The 18,545-nt window shown below is 71.5% G+C and carries 16 protein-coding genes and 1 riboswitch; of the genes, 13 read left to right on the top strand and 3 right to left on the bottom strand.

What is annotated here, in order from left to right:
• Window positions 1–189: 189 nt before the first annotated feature.
• The 10 genes from ACIQKA_RS34325 (at window position 190) to ACIQKA_RS34370 (ending at window position 10,679) form a co-directional block, all read left to right on the top strand.
• Window positions 190–798, top strand: a complete 609-nt coding sequence (locus ACIQKA_RS34325) for a CDP-alcohol phosphatidyltransferase family protein (protein ID WP_125667251.1) — start codon at window positions 190–192, stop codon at window positions 796–798.
• 119 nt (window positions 799–917) lie between these two features.
• On the top strand, window positions 918–3,413 hold the full coding sequence (locus ACIQKA_RS34330; protein ID WP_376235592.1) for a sugar phosphate nucleotidyltransferase: 2,496 nt from the start codon (window positions 918–920) through the stop codon (window positions 3,411–3,413).
• Between the two features lie 102 nt (window positions 3,414–3,515).
• Window positions 3,516–4,442 (top strand): DUF881 domain-containing protein, encoded by a 927-nt coding sequence (locus ACIQKA_RS34335; protein WP_383448626.1) that lies wholly within the window; start codon window positions 3,516–3,518, stop codon window positions 4,440–4,442.
• Window positions 4,439–4,771 carry a small basic family protein gene (locus ACIQKA_RS34340; RefSeq protein ID WP_188269327.1) on the top strand — a complete coding sequence of 111 codons (333 nt, stop codon included), beginning with the start codon at window positions 4,439–4,441 and terminating at the stop codon, window positions 4,769–4,771. The genes ACIQKA_RS34335 and ACIQKA_RS34340 overlap by 4 nt, the downstream gene beginning before the upstream one ends.
• Window positions 4,772–5,211: 440 nt before the next feature.
• Window positions 5,212–6,030: a DUF881 domain-containing protein gene (locus tag ACIQKA_RS34345; RefSeq protein WP_391097074.1), complete on the top strand. Its 819-nt coding sequence runs from the start codon at window positions 5,212–5,214 to the stop codon at window positions 6,028–6,030.
• A gap of 82 nt (window positions 6,031–6,112) precedes the next feature.
• Window positions 6,113–7,054: an FHA domain-containing protein gene (locus ACIQKA_RS34350; protein WP_383159275.1), complete on the top strand. Its 942-nt coding sequence runs from the start codon at window positions 6,113–6,115 to the stop codon at window positions 7,052–7,054.
• Between the two features lie 31 nt (window positions 7,055–7,085).
• Window positions 7,086–7,826 carry a MerR family transcriptional regulator gene (locus tag ACIQKA_RS34355; RefSeq protein WP_390107104.1) on the top strand — a complete coding sequence of 247 codons (741 nt, stop codon included), beginning with the start codon at window positions 7,086–7,088 and terminating at the stop codon, window positions 7,824–7,826.
• A gap of 53 nt (window positions 7,827–7,879) precedes the next feature.
• Window positions 7,880–8,353 (top strand): bifunctional nuclease family protein, encoded by a 474-nt coding sequence (locus ACIQKA_RS34360; protein WP_017238433.1) that lies wholly within the window; start codon window positions 7,880–7,882, stop codon window positions 8,351–8,353.
• A gap of 192 nt (window positions 8,354–8,545) precedes the next feature.
• Window positions 8,546–9,163, top strand: a complete 618-nt coding sequence (locus ACIQKA_RS34365; RefSeq protein WP_383159262.1) for a MerR family transcriptional regulator — start codon at window positions 8,546–8,548, stop codon at window positions 9,161–9,163.
• 55 nt (window positions 9,164–9,218) lie between these two features.
• Window positions 9,219–10,679 carry a DNA polymerase IV gene (locus ACIQKA_RS34370; protein WP_383159264.1) on the top strand — a complete coding sequence of 487 codons (1,461 nt, stop codon included), beginning with the start codon at window positions 9,219–9,221 and terminating at the stop codon, window positions 10,677–10,679.
• A 96-nt stretch (window positions 10,680–10,775) separates the two neighbouring features.
• Here the strand turns inward: ACIQKA_RS34370 and ACIQKA_RS34375 are convergent, their stop codons facing one another.
• Window positions 10,776–11,147 (bottom strand): PRC-barrel domain-containing protein, encoded by a 372-nt coding sequence (locus tag ACIQKA_RS34375; RefSeq protein WP_383159265.1) that lies wholly within the window; start codon window positions 11,145–11,147, stop codon window positions 10,776–10,778.
• A 112-nt stretch (window positions 11,148–11,259) separates the two neighbouring features.
• Window positions 11,260–11,359: riboswitch (glycine riboswitch) on the top strand.
• Window positions 11,360–11,537: 178 nt separating this feature from the next.
• Here ACIQKA_RS34375 and gcvP point away from each other — a divergent pair.
• Window positions 11,538–14,423 carry an aminomethyl-transferring glycine dehydrogenase gene (gene gcvP / locus ACIQKA_RS34380; protein ID WP_402543343.1) on the top strand — a complete coding sequence of 962 codons (2,886 nt, stop codon included), beginning with the start codon at window positions 11,538–11,540 and terminating at the stop codon, window positions 14,421–14,423.
• 90 nt (window positions 14,424–14,513) lie between these two features.
• Here gcvP and ACIQKA_RS34385 read toward each other — a convergent pair whose 3' ends face one another.
• Together ACIQKA_RS34385 and ACIQKA_RS34390 are read right to left on the bottom strand one after the other, a co-directional pair.
• Window positions 14,514–14,720, bottom strand: a complete 207-nt coding sequence (locus ACIQKA_RS34385) for a DUF5999 family protein (RefSeq protein ID WP_053648929.1) — start codon at window positions 14,718–14,720, stop codon at window positions 14,514–14,516.
• A 332-nt stretch (window positions 14,721–15,052) separates the two neighbouring features.
• Window positions 15,053–15,643, bottom strand: a complete 591-nt coding sequence (locus tag ACIQKA_RS34390) for a hypothetical protein (protein ID WP_383433555.1) — start codon at window positions 15,641–15,643, stop codon at window positions 15,053–15,055.
• A gap of 480 nt (window positions 15,644–16,123) precedes the next feature.
• On the opposite strand from ACIQKA_RS34390, the gene ACIQKA_RS34395 reads away from it, so the two are divergent.
• Both ACIQKA_RS34395 and ACIQKA_RS34400 read left to right on the top strand, forming a co-directional pair.
• Window positions 16,124–17,623, top strand: a complete 1,500-nt coding sequence (locus tag ACIQKA_RS34395; protein WP_383159271.1) for a glutamate--cysteine ligase — start codon at window positions 16,124–16,126, stop codon at window positions 17,621–17,623.
• Between the two features lie 37 nt (window positions 17,624–17,660).
• On the top strand, window positions 17,661–18,512 hold the full coding sequence (locus ACIQKA_RS34400) for a CPBP family intramembrane glutamic endopeptidase (RefSeq protein ID WP_383433562.1): 852 nt from the start codon (window positions 17,661–17,663) through the stop codon (window positions 18,510–18,512).
• The last annotated feature ends 33 nt before the right edge of the window (window positions 18,513–18,545 follow it).

Below are 18,545 nucleotides of genomic sequence, written 5' to 3' on the forward strand. Positions count from 1 at the left end.
GTACTGCAGGGGGGACCCTGTGGGAGAGTAGGACACCGCCGAACAATCATTGTGGGAAAGCCCCGCACCTCATGGTGCGGGGCTTTTCTGCGTTCCGGGGGAGTCGGCGCGACCCCGTGCGCGGTGGTTCGTCGGCTGGCGGTAGGGTCAGGGGGCAACGTCGGCACCATCCCAGCAGGAGGCCCCCGGGTGGAGGTCCAGGAGACTCGCGTTCAGACCGACCGGGTCCTCACCATCCCCAACATTCTCAGCATGGCGCGCCTCGTCGGCGTACCGCTGTTTCTGTGGCTGATTCTCCGCCCCGAGTTCGGTGGCCCCAAGAGCGACGGATGGGCGCTTCTCGTCCTGGCGCTCAGTGGTGTCAGCGACTATCTCGACGGGAAACTCGCCCGACGCTGGAACCAGATCAGCAGCCTCGGCCGGCTGCTCGATCCCGCCGCCGACCGCCTGTACATCCTGTCCACCCTCGTCGGCCTCACCTGGCGGGAGATCCTCCCGCTGTGGCTGACCGCCGCCCTCCTGGCGCGCGAGGCGATGCTCCTCGTCATGGTGGGAATCCTCCGCCGGCACGGCTACCCGCCGCCGCAGGTCAACTTCCTCGGGAAAGCTGCGACTTTCAACCTCATGTACGCGTTCCCGTTGCTGCTTCTCAGTGACGGAACGGGCTGGCTTTCGTCACTCGCTGAAGTTTTCGGGTGGGCCTTCGCCGGATGGGGTACAACTCTGTATTGGTGGGCAGGGATCCTCTACGTGGTCCAGGTCCGTCGACTCGTGAAGACGGATACCGAGGCCGATTGAGCCCGTTCCTTCTGTGTCGAGCAGCGTCGCCGGCAACAACGAGGACGTCCGTGGGCCGCTGAGCGGCGGACAGGTGAAGTCGGCAGGACCGTCATCTCTTGAAGGAGGACGCTTCCGACATGAAGGCCGTCGTGATGGCCGGTGGCGAGGGAACCCGTCTTCGCCCCATGACCTCGAGTATGCCCAAGCCTCTTCTGCCGGTGGTGAACCGGCCGATCATGGAGCACGTCCTACGACTGCTCAAGAGGCACGGTCTCAACGAGACCGTCGTCACCGTGCAGTTTCTCGCCTCTCTGGTCCGAAATTACTTCGGTGACGGCGAAGAGCTCGGGATGGAGCTCACCTATGCCAACGAGGAGAAGCCGCTCGGTACAGCGGGAAGCGTGAAGAACGCCGAGGAAGCGCTGAAGGACGACGCCTTCCTCGTCATCTCGGGGGACGCGCTCACCGATTTCGATCTCACCGATCTCATCGCCTTCCACAAGGAGAAGGGCGCGCTCGTCACGGTCTGCCTCACGCGGGTACCGAACCCGCTGGAGTTCGGCATCACGATCGTCGACGAGGAGGGCAAGGTCGAACGCTTCCTGGAGAAGCCGACCTGGGGCCAGGTCTTCTCGGACACCGTGAACACGGGCATCTACGTGATGGAGCCCGAGGTGTTCGACTACGTCGAGGCCGACACGTCGGTCGACTGGTCGGGGGACGTCTTCCCGCAGCTCATGAAGGAGGGCAAGCCGATCTACGGCTATGTCGCCGAGGGCTACTGGGAGGACGTCGGCACGCACGAGAGCTATGTGAAGGCCCAGGCGGACGTCCTGGAGGGCAAGGTCCAGGTCGACATCGACGGCTTCGAGATCTCGCCCGGTGTCTGGGTCTCGGAGGGTGCCGAGGTGCACCCCGACGCCGTGCTGCGAGGTCCGCTCTACATCGGCGACTACGCCAAGGTGGAGGCCGGTGCCGAGATCCGCGAGCACACCGTCGTCGGCTCGAACGTGGTCGTCAAGAGCGGCGCCTTCCTGCACAAGGCCGTCGTCCACGACAACGTCTACATCGGCCAGCAGAGCAATCTGCGCGGCTGTGTGATCGGCAAGAACACCGACGTCATGCGGGCCGCCCGGATCGAGGACGGAGCCGTCATCGGGGACGAGTGCCTGGTCGGTGAGGAATCGATCGTGCAGGGCAACGTCCGGGTGTACCCGTTCAAGACGATCGAGGCCGGCGCGTTCGTCAACACCTCGGTCATCTGGGAGTCCCGGGGACAGGCCCACCTCTTCGGAGCGCGCGGGGTCTCCGGCATCCTCAACGTGGAGATCACCCCCGAGCTGGCCGTCCGCCTCGCGGGCGCGTACGCCACGACCCTGAAGAAGGGCTCGACCGTCACCACCGCCCGTGACCACTCCCGGGGCGCCCGCGCGCTCAAACGGGCGGTGATCTCGGCACTCCAGGCCAGCGCCATCGACGTGCGGGACCTGGAGAACGTACCGCTGCCGGTGGCGAGGCAGCAGACCGCGCGCGGAAGCGCCGGCGGCATCATGATCCGGACCTCGCCGGGCGTGCCCGACTCCGTCGACATCATGTTCTTCGACGAGCGCGGCGCCGACCTCTCGCAGGGCGGGCAGCGCAAGCTCGACCGGGTGTTCGCGCGCCAGGAGTACCGGAGGGCCTTCCCCGGCGAGATCGGCGACCTCTCCTTCCCGGCGAGCGTCTTCGACTCGTACACCGGGTCGCTGCTGCGGAACGTCGACACCTCCGGGATCGCGGAGGCCGGGCTGAAGGTCGTCGTGGACGCCTCGAACGGCAGCGCCGGGCTCGTACTGCCCAGCCTGCTCGGGCGGCTCCAGGTCGATTCGCTGACGATCAATCCCGGTCTCGACGAGTCCAGGCCCACGGAGTCGGCCGAGAGCCGGCGGGCCGGGCTCGTACGGCTCGGGGAGATCGTGGCCTCCGCGCGGGCCGCGTTCGGCGTGCGGTTCGACCCCGTCGGCGAGCGGCTGTCGCTCGTGGACGAGCGGGGCCGGATCATCGAGGACGACCGGGCGCTCCTGGTCATGCTGGACCTGGTGGCGGCCGAGCGGCGCTCCGGACGGGTCGCGCTACCGGTGACCACCACGCGGATCGCCGAGCAGGTCGCCGCGTACCACGGCACCCAGGTCGAGTGGACGACCACCTCGCCCGACGACCTCACCCGGGTCGGCCGGGAGGAGTCGACGATCTTCGGCGGCGACGGGCGCGGCGGGTTCATCGTGCCCGAGTTCAGCAGCGTCTTCGACGGGACCGCCGCCTTCGTACGGCTGCTCGGTCTCGTGGCGCGGACGCAGCTCACGCTGAGCCAGATCGACGCCCGCATCCCGCGGGCCCACGTCCTCAAGCGGGACATCGCGACCCCGTGGGCCGTGAAGGGGCTCGTGATGCGCAAGGTGGTCGAGGCGGCGGGCAACCGCTCCGTCGACACCACCGACGGCGTCCGGGTGGTCGAGGCCGACGGGCGCTGGGTGATGGTGCTGCCCGACCCCGCCGAGGCCGTCACCCATCTGTGGGCGGAGGGCCCCGACGACACCTCCGCGCAGGCCCTGCTCGACGAGTGGGCCGCGGTGGTCGACAGCGCAGGTCGCTGACGCAGACGGCCCCTCCGGTGGGGAGGCGTCCTCCGGGGCGCCTCCCCACCGGAGCAAGGGGCCATTCGGCGGTACGCCGTACGACGTGCGACGATGTGCGGCATGTCGCAGCAGCCCCCCGTTCGGAGCACCGGATCACCACCGCCGCGACCGGACGCGTCCATGTCGCTGCTGAACAACGTGATCGACCACGCCCTCGACGACGGGTACGCCGAGGCGACCGCCCGGCGGGCCGCCGAGGGCGGTGGACTGCCCCGCAGCCTGCGGGCGAAGCTGGGCGTCGCCGCCGGCCTCCTGCTCGCGGCCGCCGTGGTGACCGTCGGCGCGGCCGAGGCGCGGGTCTCCGCGCCGGTCGTCGCCAAGGAGCGGCAGGAACTGATCGACCGGATCGAGACGGAGGCCTCGGCGGCCGACGGCCTGGAACAGGACATCGAGCGGATCCGGGCCGAGGTCGGGGAACGCCAGCGCCGGGCGCTCCAGGAGCACGGCGGCGACCAGGCCGAACTGGTGGCGCTGCTCTCGGGGGCGACGCCGGTGCACGGCCCCGGGGTGAAACTGGTCGTCGACGACGCCAAGGACACCGACACCGGTGGCGGCGGCCCGAGGGAGAGCAGCGGTTTCTCCGACACGGGCCGGGTCCGCGACCGGGACATGCAGCGCGTGGTCAACGGGCTGTGGGAGTCGGGCGCCGAAGCGGTCGCGATCAACGGGCAGCGGCTGACGTCCCTGTCCGCGATCAGGGCCGCCGGCGACGCCATACTGGTCGACAACAAGCCGCTGGTGCCGCCGTACACCGTCCTCGCGATCGGGGACGGTCAGAAGCTGAGCACCGCGTTCCAGGACAGCGCCGACGGGCAGTACCTGCACGCGCTGGTGGAGAACTTCGGGATCAGGAGCAGCGTCTCCGCCGAGGGCGACGTGCGCCTTCCGGCCGCGCCGAGCCTGACCGTACGTACCGCAGAGCCGAGGGGGGCCGGGGCGACGCCCTCCGGCCGGGCCACGGCCGACACAGGGAAGGGCACATCGTGATCGCCGTACTGGGCCTGATCGTCGGAGTGGTGGTCGGACTGTTGGTCCGCCCCGAGGTTCCGGCGGTGGTCGAGCCCTATCTCCCGATCGCCGTGGTCGCCGCCCTCGACGCGGTCTTCGGCGGGCTCAGGGCCATGCTCGACGGGATCTTCGTCGACAAGGTCTTCGTGGTCTCCTTCCTGTCCAACGTGGTCGTGGCCGCCCTGATCGTCTTCCTCGGCGACAAGCTGGGCGTGGGCGCGCAGCTGTCGACCGGTGTGGTCGTCGTCCTCGGCATCCGGATCTTCTCCAACACGGCCGCCATCCGGCGCCACGTCTTCCGGGCGTGAGGCCGATGAGCGAGAACCCGCAGGAGCCGCAGGAGCCGCAGAGCCCCCAGGATCCTCAGAGCCCTCAGAGCCCTCAGAGCCCTCAGAGCCCTCAGAGCCCTCAGGACCCTCGGAGGCCCACGGGCCCGGAGGAGCGGCGGCCTTCCGGAAAGTCCGGCGTGAGTGAGGGGGCCGGGGCTCCGGAAGGGCCCGCGGCACCCCGGAGGCCCGACGCACTGGGCGTGCCCGGCACGCCCGGCGTGCCCGAGGACGTGGACACCCAGGTCTTCCGGAAGGTGGAGAATCATCCGCCCGCCGCCCACCCCCACCAGCACCGGAAGCCCGCGGGCGGGAGCGCGCCCGGTGCGGCTCCCGGCTCGCCCGCGGCGCCCCGACGGCCCGACGCTCCCGGGAGCCCCAGCGCTCCCGGGGGCCACGCGGACCGGGGCGTACGGCAGCCCGTGACGCCCCCTCCCGCGGCCGCAGAGCCCTCGGCGGCCGGGACGCCCGCCGAGGTTCCTCCCGCCGCCGAGCCGCCGGCCCCGTCCGCCGGGGACGACCGGGGCGGGCGGCGCAGGCTGGTCTCCGCGCTGTGGCCGCCCCGGGTGACCCGGGCCCAACTCGTCGTCGCCCTGCTCCTGTTCGGGCTCGGGCTCGGGCTCGCCATCCAGGTCTCCTCCACCAGTGACAACAGCGCCCTCCGGGGCGCGCGCCAGGAGGACCTGGTGCGGATCCTCGACGAGCTCGACGACCGCACGCAGCGCCTGGAGGACGAGAAGGCCCGCCTGGAGAAGCAGCGGTCCGAGCTGGAGTCCAGCTCGGACCAGGCCGAGGAGGCGCGCAAGCAGACCCAGGAGAAGGAGCGGCAGCTCGGCATCCTGGCCGGCACGGTCGCCGCCGAGGGCCCCGGCATCACGCTGTCCGTCGGCGACCCCACCGGCGCCGTCGAGTCGGACATGCTGCTCGACGCCATCCAGGAGCTGCGGGCGGCGGGCGCCGAGGCGATCCAGGTCAACGGTGTCCGGGTGGTGGCGGACAGTTATTTCACCGGCAGCGGTGACGACATGCGGATCGATGGAACGCAGGTGGCCGCTCCGTACGTCTTCAAGGTCATCGGCAAGCCGGAGGATCTGGAGCCCGCGCTCAACATCCCCGGCGGTGTCGTGCAGACCCTCGAGAAGGAGCAGGCCGCGGTCACGGTGGAACGGTCGCCGAAGATCGTCGTCGACGCCTTGCGACCTGCGAAGCGGCCTGACTACGCTCAGTCGTCCTCGCAGTGAGGAGGCGTACGAGGGGGGTCCCGCGACAAGGGCAGGGCCTTGCGGGGGGTCGGCGCACCACAACGGTGGTGCGTGGTGGAAACTGTCCGGAGGATACGGACGTTGTGAAGGTGTCCGGGTCGGCAGGTGTGATGGATCTCGGTTCGTCCTGCCCCACGGGCGGGTCTGTTTCGGTCAAGGGGAATCGCCCGTGAAGTTGTTTGCGAAGTTGTTCGGCAAGAGCGCACGCGAGGACGGCGGCAACGCCAGGCACCGCGCGCCGCGCCACGCCCAGAGCGAGGAGCAGGGCGGCGAGCGCCCGCTCTTCCGTGACGAGGTCGGGGGACAGGGCGGTGACATTCCGGGCGCACCGGGCGCGTCTTCTGTTGACCCCGCCGGGGCCGCCCGCATAGGTTTCGGAGAACCATCGACCTCAAGTACGGGTGGAGGGTTTTCCCCCGACCCGTACGCGACACAGACCTCGGCGGGGCAGCCGCGGCAGGAGGATGCGTCCATGCCGGTGTGTACGAGGTGCGGTCACCGCAACGCGGCCGACAGCCGCTTCTGCTCCCACTGCGGCACGCCGCTGCGGGGCGGGATCGCTCCCGAGCGCGCGTCGGAGACGACCTCCACGATCTCCATCTCGGGCCTGGAGGCCTACGACGCGGAGGTCACCGGCCAGACCGCGCTGCCCTCGCTCTCTCCGGAGGCGCTGGCGGCCGTGGAGGCGCTGCCCCCGGGCTCCGCGCTCCTCGTGGTGCGCCGGGGTCCGAACTCCGGCAGCCGGTTCCTCCTCGACGGGGAGCTGACGACGGCCGGCCGTCACCCGCAGAGCGACATCTTCCTGGACGACGTCACGGTCTCCCGGCGGCACGTCGAGTTCCGGCGGGGACAGGACGGCAGTTTCACCGTCTCGGACGTCGGCAGCCTCAACGGCACGTACGTCAACCGCGAGCCGATCGACTCGGTCGTCCTGTCCAACGGCGACGAGGTGCAGATCGGCAAGTACCGGCTGGTCTTCCATTCGAGCCAGCGGGGCGTGTGACGCCCCGGGGAACCCCCTTCAGGGAAGGTCCATGCTGCGAACACCGACGGGCGGTGCCGGATCCGGCACCGCCGCCGCGGGCGACATGGTCAGCATCGGCACGGTGCTGAACCTGCTTCGCGACGAGTTTCCCGAAGTGACCATCTCCAAGATCCGGTTCCTGGAGGCCGAGGGGCTCGTCGAGCCCCGGCGGACGGCCTCCGGGTACCGGAAGTTCAGCCCGCAGGACGTGGAGCGGCTCGCCCGGATCCTGCGGATGCAGCGGGACCACTACCTCCCGCTGAAGGTCATCCGCGAGCACCTCGACGCCCTGGCGCGGGGCGAGGAGATCAGCCTCCCGGCCCCGGGGCGCCGTCGGGACCTCCTGGAGGGCCCCTGGGAGCAGGAGGCGGAGCCGCCGGCCGCCGCGCGGCTCGGACGGGCCGAGCTGCTCGCCGCCGCCGAGGTCACCGAGACCGAGCTCGCCGAGTGGGAGTCGTACGGTCTGATCGCCGAGACGGACGGCGGGGGCTACGACCCCGAGGCCGTCACCGTCGCCCGGCTCGTGGCGGATCTGGGGAGATTCGGCCTGGAGCCCCGCCACCTGCGGGCCGTGAAGGCGGCCGCCGAACGCGAGGCCGGGCTGATCGAACAGGTGGTCGCGCCGCTGCGCCGGCACCGCAATCCGCAGACCAGGGCCCATGCGGAGGCCACCGCCAAGGAGCTGGCCGCGCAGTCCGTGCGGCTGCACGCGGCCCTGATGCAGATCGCCCTGGGCATCCGCTCGCAGTGACCTCGGAGGGGCCCGACTATCCAAACCGGTCGGGCACGTCCTAGGGTTGCTGTGTGAACGAGCTCGACGTTGTGGGTGTCCGAGTGGAAATGCCCTCCAATCAGCCGATCGTGCTCCTACGTGAAGTGGGAGGCGATCGCTACCTCCCCATCTGGATCGGACCGGGGGAGGCGACCGCGATCGCCTTCGCGCAGCAGGGGATGGCCCCTCCGCGACCGCTGACGCACGACCTGTTCAAGGACGTGCTGGAGGCCGTGGGGCAGGAGCTCACCGAAGTCCGCATCACGGATCTGCGTGACGGGGTCTTCTACGCCGAGCTGGTCTTCGCCAGCGGCGTCGAGGTGAGCGCCCGGCCGTCCGACGCGATAGCGCTGGCCCTCCGGACCGGGACGCCGATCTTCGGCAGCGACGGTGTCCTGGACGACGCGGGCATCGCGATCCCGGACGAGCAGGAGGACGAGGTGGAGAAGTTCCGCGAATTCCTCGACCAGATCTCACCGGAGGATTTCGGGACCAACAGTCAGTGAGAACCGGCGGTGCGGCCATGGGCCGTTCGCGGGGTGCCGTCAGGGCATTCGACTAGCCTTTCCCCGAAGAGAGACACGGGAAACCACTCTCAGGGTGATTATCACTCGGCGTGCCGAGTGTGGCGATCGTTGACGCACCCCGGGTGACTGCCTACCTTCGTGTGGGCAGGTCAAGGACGGAGGGTCGGCGTGATGAGCAGCGCGGACGGTACGGCGGGCAGCTCCCTCGGACGGGCGTCCGGGGAGAACGGTCCGTATCCGCTTCACGGCAGAGTGGGCGACTTCGGTGCGGAGGCCGGTGCGGGCGCGGCGGACGAGGTGATCGGCTACCGCGGCCCCACGGCGTGCGCGGCGGCCGGGATCACCTATCGCCAGTTGGACTACTGGGCGCGCACCGGACTCGTGGAACCGAGCGTGCGGCCCGCGTACGGGTCGGGGACACAGCGGCTCTACAGCTTCCGCGACGTCGTCGTCCTGAAGATCGTCAAGCGCTTCCTCGACACCGGGGTGGCCCTGCAGAACATCCGGGCCGCGGTGCAGCACCTGCGGGCCCGGGGCTTCCGCGACCTGGAGCGGATGACGCTCATGAGCGACGGGGCGACGGTCTACGAGTGCTCCTCGCCGGACGAGGTCGTCGACCTGCTCCAGGGCGGTCAGGGCGTCTTCGGCATCGCCGTCGGAGTGGTCTGGCGGGACGTGGAGGCGGCTCTCTCGCAGCTCCACGGGGAGCGGGTGGACACCGGCGAGACGCTCGTGGGGCACAACCCCGGCGACGAGCTGGCCCGGCGGCGGCGGGACCGGGCGGTCTGAGCCGGTCCGGGGCCGTCCCGGGGCGTTGTCAGTGGCGTGGGGGAACATCGGGGGCGTGAGAACCGCGCCGACGATCCTGCATCTCGACATGGATGCGTTCTTCGCCGCCGCCGAGCAGGCGGCGAAGCCCAGCCTGCGCGGGAAACCCGTGGTCGTGGGCGGGCTCGGACCGCGGGGCGTGGTCGCCACCGCGTCGTACGAGGCGCGCCGCTTCGGGGTCCACTCGGCGATGCCGATGGGCCAGGCGAGGCGGCTCGCGCCGAACGCGGCCTATCTCGTGCCGCGCTTCGCCTTCTACCGGTCGATCAGCGAGCAGGTCATGCGGCTGCTCGGGCTGCTGTCCCCGCTCGTGGAGCCCCTCAGCCTCGACGAGGCCTTCGTGGACCTGGAGGCGGGGGGCGTCGCCGACGACGCGGCGGGCGCGCGGGCGGCGGGGGAGCGGCTGCGGGCCGACATCCTCGCGACGACCGGGCTCACCGGGTCCGTGGGGCTCGCGGGGTCGAAGATGCTCGCGAAGATCGCCTCCGAGCAGGCCAAGCCGGACGGGCTCGCCCTCATAGAGCCGGGTACCGAGCGGGAGCTCCTCGGGCCGAAGTCCGTACGGATCCTGCCCGGGGTCGGGCCGGCGACCGGGGAGCACCTGCGGCGGGCCGGCATGACGACGGTGTCCGACCTCGCGGAAGCGGGCGAGGACGAGCTCGTACGGCTCCTCGGGCGGGCGCACGGGGCCTCCCTGTACCGGATGGCCCGGGGGCACGACGACCGGCCCGTGGTGGCCGAGCGGGACGCCAAGTCCGTCTCCGTCGAGGACACCTTCGCCGTGGACCTGCACGACCGGGTGCGGATCAGGGGCGAGGTCGAGCGGCTCGCGGAGCGGTGCGTGGAGCGGCTGCGGGCGTCGGGGCACTCGGGGCGGACGATCGTCCTGAAGGTGCGGAGGTTCGACTTCTCGACGCTGACCCGGTCCGAGACGCTGCGGGGGCCGACGGACGCGCTCGGGGTCGTGCGGGAGGCGGCGGGGCGGCTGCTCGACTCCGTGGACACCACGGGGGGCGTCCGGCTGCTCGGGGTGGGGGTGAGCGGGCTCGCGGACTACACGCAGGAGGACCTGTTCGCCCAGGCCGAGTCGGCGGGGGAGCGGGGCGGGGGCGGTGCCGCCGCGGTGGTGCCCGAGGCCGTGGCGGCCGAGCCGGCCGGGCCCGTCGCGCCCGCCGAGCGGTACTGGGCGCCCGGGCACGACGTGCGGCACGCGGTGCACGGGGCCGGGTGGGTCCAGGGGAGCGGGCTCGGGCGGGTCACGGTGCGGTTCGAGGAGCCGGGATCGGCGCCGGGGCGGGTGCGGACGTTCGCCGTGGACGATCCGGAGCTGACGGCGGGAGAGGCGCTGCCGCTGGTGCGGGATGCCGGGCCGGGCGCGGGTCCTCCGGCGGGCGGTGCCGTGGTGTCGCCGGACGCGGGTGTCGGGGGTGTGCCCGGCCTCGCGGCCGGGCCGGGTTCCCACCCGCACCACCCGTGAGGGCGGCCGGGCGGAGGCGCGGGTGCCCGGTGCCGCTCGGCGGCCGCGGACCGTGGTGCCGGAGGGGCTTTCGTACGGTGGTGGGCCGGCTTTCGGTCAGCCGTCCTGGCCCGCCAGGCGGCCGAAGTCCTTGTCCGGGGCGTCCGTCGGGGGCGGCGGGAGCGTGAGGCTGTAGTGGCGGTAGAGCTGGAGCTCCTGCTCCGGGGAGAGGTGGCGGCCCACGCCGAAGTCCGGGGCGTCCTTGATGAGGGCGCGTTCGAACGGGACGTGGAGGCCGTCGTCGAGCAGGTCGCTCGGCTCCAGGGGGACGAAGGCGTCCCGACTGAACAGGCCGGTGCGGACCGCGGCCCACTCCGGAACGCCCGTCGCGTCGTCCAGGTACACCTCGTCGACGGTTCCGATCTTGTGTCCGTTCCGGTCGTACGCCTTGCGGCCGATCAGGCTGCGCGGATCGATGTCGGTCTGCACGGTCCCTCCAACTGGTCGCAACTCCTCTACCCCCTACCAAAGTGCACATCCGGGATGTCGGCCACTTGAGCGAAGGGAGTCCCAACCGCGCTGGTAGGCTGGGTGTGGCTGTCGACCCCGTGCGGGAGAGTCCCCCGGAGAAACCTTCCGGTGGGCGCCGAAGGAGCAAATCCTCCCCGGAATCTCTCAGGCCCCTGTACCGCGCGGACGAGGTCACTCTGGAAAGCAGAGCGGATGTCCGACGGCATGCGCTCTCACCGACGGTGAAAGCCGGCGTGCCGCGAGGCGTGCCGGTGAAACTCTCAGGTTGAGATGACAGAGGGGGAGGCCGTCCGGGTACCCGCGCCGTGGTGCCCCTCGCAGGTCGTGACGACCAGGAGGCCTCCGTACATGACCGCCAACCGCATTCCGCTCTCCGAGCTCGAGCAGGGCATCCCGTTCGAGCAGCGGCACATCGGGCCCGACGCCGAGGCCCGGGCCAAGATGCTCGCCCAGGTCGGTTACGGCTCGCTCGACGAGCTCACGGCCGCCGCGGTGCCGGACGTGATCAAGAACGCCGAGGCGCTGGGCCTGCCGGCCGCGCGCACCGAGGCCGAGGTGCTCGCCGAGCTGCGCTCGCTCGCCGACCGCAACCAGGTCCTCGCCCCGATGATCGGCCTCGGCTACTACAGCACCTTCACCCCGCCGGTGATCCTGCGGAACGTGATGGAGAACCCCGCCTGGTACACGGCCTACACGCCGTACCAGCCGGAGATCTCCCAGGGCCGCCTGGAGGCCCTGCTGAACTTCCAGACGATGGTCGCCGACCTGACCGGTCTGCCCACCTCCGGCGCCTCCCTGCTCGACGAGGGCACCGCCGCCGCCGAGGCCATGGCGCTGTCCCGCCGCGTCGGCAAGGTCAAGAAGGGCGTCTTCCTGATCGACGCCGACGCCCTGCCGCAGACGATCGCCGTCATCGAGACCCGCGCCGAGCCGACCGGCGTCGAGGTCGTCGTCGCCGACCTGAGCGAGGGCATCCCGGCCGGGATCGCCGAGCGCGGCGTCTTCGGCGTGCTCCTCCAGTACCCCGGTGCCTCCGGCGCGGTCCGCGACATCAAGCCGCTGATCGACGAGGCCCACGGGCTCGGCGCGATCGTCACCGTCGCCGCCGACCTGCTCGCCCTCACCCTGCTCGCCTCGCCCGGCGAGCTCGGCGCGGACATCGCCGTCGGCACCACCCAGCGCTTCGGCGTCCCGATGGGCTTCGGCGGCCCGCACGCCGGTTACATGGCCGTCCAGGACAAGCACGCCCGCTCCCTGCCCGGCCGCCTCGTGGGCGTCTCCGTCGACGCCGACGGCAACCGCGCCTACCGCCTGGCCCTCCAGACCCGCGAGCAGCACATCCGCCGCGAGAAGGCCACCAGCAACATCTGTACCGCGCAGGTGCTGCTCGCCGTCATGGCCGGCATGTACGCCGTCTACCACGGCCCCGAGGGCCTCAAGGGCATCGCGCGCCGCACCCACCGGTACGCCGCGATCCTCGCCGCCGGTCTGCGCGCCGGAGGCGTCGAGCTGACCGGGGACGTCTTCTTCGACACCCTCACCGCCCGCGTGCCCGGCAGGGCCGACGAGGTCGTGGCCGCCGCCCGCGAGGCCGGCGTCAACCTCCACCGCGCCGACGCCGACCACGTGTCGGTCTCCTGCGACGAGACCACCGCGCGCGAGCAGCTCGCCGCCGTCTGGGCCGCCTTCGGCGTCACCGCCGACGTCGAGGCCCTGGACGCCGCCACCGAGGACGCGCTGCCCGCCGGTCTGCTGCGCTCCGACGCCTACCTGACCCACCCGGTCTTCCACGCGCACCGCTCCGAGACCTCGATGCTGCGCTACCTGCGCCGCCTCGCGGACCGCGACTACGCGCTCGACCGCGGCATGATCCCGCTCGGCTCCTGCACGATGAAGCTGAACGCGACCACCGAGATGGAGCCGGTGACCTGGCCCGAGTTCGGCCAGATGCACCCCTTCGCCCCGGTCGAGCAGGCCCAGGGCTACGTCACGCTCATCACCGAGCTGGAGGAGCGCCTCGCCGAGGTCACCGGCTACGACAAGGTGTCGATCCAGCCCAACGCCGGTTCGCAGGGCGAGCTGGCCGGCCTCCTCGCCGTCCGCGCGTACCACCGGGCCAACGGCGACGAGCAGCGCACCGTCTGCCTCATCCCGTCCTCCGCGCACGGCACCAACGCCGCCTCCGCCGTGATGGCCGGCATGAAGGTCGTCGTCGTCAAGACCGCCGACGACGGCGAGGTCGACGTCGAGGACCTGCGGGCCAAGATCGCCCAGTACCGCGACGAGCTGTCCGTCCTGATGATCACCTACCCGTCCACGCACGGCGTGTTCGAGGAGCACGTCGCGGACATCTGCGCCGAGGTCCACGAGGCCGGCGGCCAGGTGTACGTCGACGGCGCCAACCTCAACGCCCTGGTCGGCCTGGCCAAGCCCGGCCACTTCGGCGGTGACGTCTCGCACCTGAACCTGCACAAGACCTTCTGCATCCCGCACGGCGGCGGTGGCCCCGGCGTCGGTCCGGTCGGCGTCCGCGCCCACCTCGCCCCTTACCTGCCGAACCACCCGCTCCAGCCCACCGCGGGCCCGGAGACCGGCGTCGGCCCGATCTCGGCCGCCCCCTGGGGCTCGGCCGGCATCCTGCCGATCTCCTGGTCGTACGTGCGCCTGATGGGCGGCGAGGGCCTCAAGCGCGCCACCCAGGTCGCGGTGCTCGCGGCGAACTACATCGCCAAGCGCCTGGAGCCGCACTTCCCGGTGCTCTACACCGGTCCGGCCGGTCTGGTCGCCCACGAGTGCATCGTGGACCTGCGCCCGCTGTCCAAGGCGACCGGCGTGACCGTCGACGACATCGCCAAGCGCCTGATCGACTACGGCTTCCACGCGCCGACGATGTCCTTCCCGGTGGCCGGCACGCTGATGATCGAGCCGACCGAGTCCGAGGACCTGACCGAGCTCGACCGCTTCTGCGACACGATGATCGCGATCCGGGCCGAGATCGAGAAGGTCGCCGCGGGCGAGTGGCCGGCGGAGGACAACCCGCTGCGCAACGCCCCGCACACCGCGGCCGCGCTCGGCGGCGAGTGGAACCACGCGTACACCCGTGACGAGGCGGTCTTCCCGGCCGGCGTCTCGGCCGCCGACAAGTACTGGCCGCCGGTGCGCCGCATCGACGGCGCCTTCGGCGACCGGAACCTGGTCTGCTCCTGCCCGCCGCTGGACGAGTACGACCACTGAGGCCGCGGGCCTGCACCGCGCGGTTCCACGACCGAGGGCCGGTCCGGAGGGTTCTCCTCCGGACCGGCCCTCGGGCTTCGCGCCGCCCCGTCAGGCGGCGGTCGTCACCCGGCCCGCCGTGAGCGGCCGGTGCGGAGCGATGATCTGTCCGTCCGGCAGGAGCTCACCGGTGTCCTCGAAGAGCAGGACGCCGTTGCACAGCAGGCTCCAGCCCTGCTCCGGGTGGTGTGCCGTCAGTCGGGCCGCCTCGCGGTCGGCGGAGTCGGCGGTGGGACAGGCGGGCTGGTGCTGGCACATGGGTGGGTTCTTTCGCTGCGTCGTGGTGGATGTCCTGCGGCTCTGCGCGTTCATGGCCGCCCCCGGCGGTCGGTTCGGTTCCGGTCCAAGTCTTGCCCCCGGGACGGACTTCCGCAGGGATTTCGCGGCAGCTCGTCCTCTCCGGGGAGGACGCGTCACCCGCAGGGGCGGTTCGGCTCAACCACCCCGTCACTTCGGGTGGTTCGGGGTGGCCCGAGCGGGCTAGTCCATAAGGGCGGGGTGTTCGGACAGTGCGTTCGGGCGGATCTTTCGGACAGCAGTGCGCCCCGTGACCCGGACGGGTCGCGGGGCGTGGGCGCGCGTGCGGTGGATCAGGCGGGCGCCGCCGAGCCCAGGAGGGGCGGCGGCGCGAGGCGCGTGCTGAGGACGGGCAGGAGGTCGGCGACCGGGTACGGCCGGTGGGACGCGATCCCCGGCGGCGCGGGGGCCAGGGGCACCAGCAGGTCGGCGGCGTCCGGGACGGTGGTGGTGCCGTCCGTCTCCGGATCGGCGTGCAGCCAGAGGGTCATCATGTAGAGCTCCGGCACGGAGAGCAGTCGCGGCTGGTAGGTGACCGGCAGGCCCTCGGCCTGGTGCAGGGCCCGTTCCGTGGCGGAGACGTACGGTCCCTCGAAGAAGTGCGAGAAGGACCAGCCGTCCGGGGTGAGCATGGTGTCGGCGGCGGCGATCGTCCGGTCCCCGTTCCGGATCAGGAAGCGCCACCCGGCGAGCCGGGTCCGGGGAGGGTGTCCTGAGGCTCCGTTGATGCCCAACACGTGTACGGGCAGGGGAAGTTCGGGGCTCAGAGGTCCCTGCGCGGCCCGCAGGGCGGGGGTGCGCGCCTCGCGGACGGCGGTCGGTGAGCCGAGCGCCGCGAGGACGCTGCGGAGGGCCGGCGCGGGGGCCGGGGAGGGTCGGAGCATGGTGGGTCGCCTCTCGCTCAGGAGACACGGTGACGCGTGGGCAGGTACGACGGCGCTGTCGGCGGCGGGGCCAGAGAGGAGCCGGGGGGCCATGGCCGGGCGCCAACACTCTGCCTCGTCCGCGGAGTTTATACGACATGTGTTCACACAGTGTTTCCGCTAGACGTCGCCGATATTCCTGACAAGGCGTCATCAGGTCGTCATCGAGGGACGTCCGAGCGGAATCATGAGGACGATACCGCTCTCACCTGCCCATACCGCGAGGAGCCGGTCGGCTGAATTCCGACCCAGAATCCCGGGACAATATGACATTGGTATATGTCGTCTGTTCCGTGCCTGCGGAATGTGCCGTTGGAGTGCTGCATCCAGCCTATCCTCCGACAGGCCCGTTCCGCAGGCGTTGTGGATCAAAGAGGTGGGCATCATGGTCCGTGACGCGCGGCCGCCGTGACGGCCGCCCACCCGGGGAAGGACGCTTCGATGGGCGAGAAGGTCGTGGCCGACGGGTTCGGCCCGTCCGACCGGCAGCAGTACCGGAGGAAACTCCAGCAATGTCTGGCGGGGCTCGCGAGACTCCTGGCGGAGAAGAGGTTCGACCGACCGCGCAATCTCATGGGCGTGGAGATCGAACTCAATCTCGCCGGTGCCGACGGACTGCCCCGCATGCTGAACGGGCCGGTTCTCGAAAAGATCGCGAGCCCCGATTTCCAGACGGAACTCGGAATGTTCAACCTCGAAGTGAACATCGCGCCCCACCAACTGGAGGGGCGGGTATTCGACCGGCTCGCGGAGGAGATCGGAGCCGGAATCGGGTACGCCGACCGCAAGGCCGCGGAGCTCGACGCGGGCGTCGTCATGATCGGCGTGCTGCCCACCCTCGAACAGCACGACCTGGTCCCGGAGAACCTGTCGGACAACGACCGCTACGCCCTCCTCAACGACCAGATCCTCGCCGCGCGGGGCGAGGACCTGATCCTCGACATCCACGGCGTCGAACACCTCCGCTGCACCTCGGAGTCGATCGTCCCCGAGGCCGCCTGCACCTCGGTCCAGCTGCACCTCCAGGTGACCCCGGCCCGGTTCGCCGCCGTCTGGAACGCGGCGCAGGCCGTCTCCGGGGTGCAGATCGCGCTCGGCGCCAACGCCCCCTTCGTCTTCGGCCGCGAACTGTGGCGGGAGTCCCGCCCGCCCCTCTTCCAGCAGGCCACCGACACCCGGCCGCCCGAGCTCCAGTCCCAGGGGGTGCGGCCGCGCACCTGGTTCGGGGAGCGGTGGATCGACTCCGCGTACGACCTCTTCGAGGAGAACCTCCGCTACTTCCCCGCCCTCCTGCCCCTCCACGACGAGGAGGACCCGCTGCTCGTCCTCGACCGGGGCGGGGTGCCGCGCCTCCAGGAGCTCGTCCTGCACAACGGCACGGTCTACCGCTGGAACCGGCCGGTGTACGGCCTGGTCGACGGCGTCCCGCACCTGCGCGTCGAGAACCGGGTCCTGCCGGCCGGGCCGACCGTGACCGACGTGATCGCGAACGCCGCCTTCTACTACGGCCTGGTGCGCGCGCTCGCCGACGAGCCCCGGCCCGTGTGGAGGCGCATGGCCTTCGAGGACGCCGAGGCCAACTTCGACACGGCCTGCCGCCACGGCATCGAGGCGGAACTGCGCTGGCCCCGGCCGGGGCGCGCGGGCGGCATCGCCACCCTGCCGGCCGTACGGCTCGTCCTCGACGAACTGCTGCCGCTCGCCGCGTCCGGGCTCGACGCCTGGCACATCGAACCCGCCGACCGCGACTTCTACCTCGGGGTCGTCGAACAGCGCTGCCTGCGGCGGACGAACGGCGCCTCCTGGCAGGTCGACACCTTCCACCGGGCCCTGGAGTCGGGCCTCGACCGGAAGACGGCGCTCGCGGCGACGACGCGCCGGTACCGGGCGCTCATGCGGGAGGGGGAGCCGGTGCACACCTGGCCGGTGGGCATCCACTGACGCGCCTCCCGGCCCCCGTCCCCTCCCCGGGCCGTTCATGGGCGATCATGTCCGGACGGTTCGGGTCGTCCGGGAAGTGGAGTCAGGCGTGGTGTCGGAGCAACGAGTGAGAGACGCTTCCCCGCCCCCCGGGGGCCTGCCGCGCACGGTGCTGCGCTCCGAAACGCTCATCGTGCTCGCCCTCTCGCTCGGGGCGAGCGCGGTCTCGGCCCTCATCAGCTTCGTCGGCTCGCTGACCAGGCCCGGGGCGCTGAAGGAGCAGGCGGCGACGCTCAACGGCTCGTACGCCCCCGGACGGCCCTGGCTCGACCTGTCCTGGCAGCTCTTCGGCATCGCCACGGCGCTCGTGCCGGTCGTCCTCGTCGCCCACCTCCTGCTGCGGGAGGGCGCCGGGCTGCGGGCCATCGGCTTCGACCGCACCCGCCCGTGGCCCGACCTCGGGCGCGGGGCGCTGGTCGCGGCGGGGATCGGGAGCGCCGGACTCGCCTTCTACCTGGCGGCGCGGGCGACCGGGTTCAACCTGACGGTGGTGCCCGAGTCGCTGCCGGACGTGTGGTGGAAGTACCCCGTCCTCATCCTGTCGGCGATCCAGAACTCCGTCGTGGAGGAGGTCGTCGTGGTCGGCTACCTGCTGCGCAGACTGGGGCAGTTGGGGTGGACGCCGATGGCCGCCCTGGTGGCCAGCTCGGTGCTGCGCGGCTCGTACCACCTCTACCAGGGCGTCGGCGGCTTCGTCGGCAACATGGTGATGGGCGTGGTCTTCGTCCTGCTGTACCGCCGCTGGGGCCGGGTCGGGCCGCTGGTCGTGGCGCACGCGCTGCTCGACATCGTGGCCTTCGTCGGATACGGGCTGCTCGCCGGGAAGGTGGGGTGGCTGCCGACCGCGTGACGGACGGCCGCGCGCGGCGCAGGGGCGTACGGG

It is taken from the genome of Streptomyces sp. NPDC092045 (genome assembly GCF_044756005.1).
In the GTDB taxonomy this organism is placed as follows: Bacteria; Actinomycetota; Actinomycetes; order Streptomycetales; family Streptomycetaceae; genus Streptomyces.